This is a genomic window from Mycobacterium sp. ENV421, assembly GCF_002887815.1.
In the GTDB taxonomy this organism is placed as follows: Bacteria; Actinomycetota; Actinomycetes; order Mycobacteriales; family Mycobacteriaceae; genus Mycobacterium.
The window spans coordinates 1-482 of the sequence record NZ_PDHO01000148.1; the positions used below are offsets into that span (position 1 = coordinate 1).

At 66.2% G+C, this 482-nt stretch carries 1 pseudogene; it reads left to right on the forward strand.

The window, feature by feature from the left end:
- Positions 1-15: 15 nt before the first annotated feature.
- Positions 16-482, forward strand: a pseudogene (locus tag CRM90_RS30110) (transposase); the annotation flags it as partial.

Below are 482 nucleotides of genomic sequence, written 5' to 3' on the forward strand. Positions count from 1 at the left end.
TCTCGAAATCGACTGGTGTCACAAGTCTGTTCCGCGATCAAGACCGAGTACGAAGGGTGGGCGCAGCGACGCCTGGACGAGGTGGTGCTGGACTATCTGTTCCTGGACGCCTCGTTCTTCCGGATGCATCCGGGTTCACCGGCCGAGCCGGTGCTGGCGGCGTGGGGCATCACCACCACCGGTAAACCCGTGTTCGTCGGATTGGCACCCGGCTCGGGGGAATCCACCGACGCCTGGGCCGATTTCCTCACCGACTTGCGCGACCGCGGGCTGGCGTGTCCGCTGCTGATCGTCTCCGACGGCGCGGCCGGCCTGATCGCCGCGATCGAGCAGATCTTCCCGGCCGCGCTACGCCAGCGCTGCCTCATCCATCGGCTCCGCAACGTGGTCGCGAAGATTCCTACCGGGATGCAGGCCGAGATCCGTGACGGCTACTGGGCCTGCTTCGACACCGAAGGGGTGAAGACCGAGCCCGGCCCAAA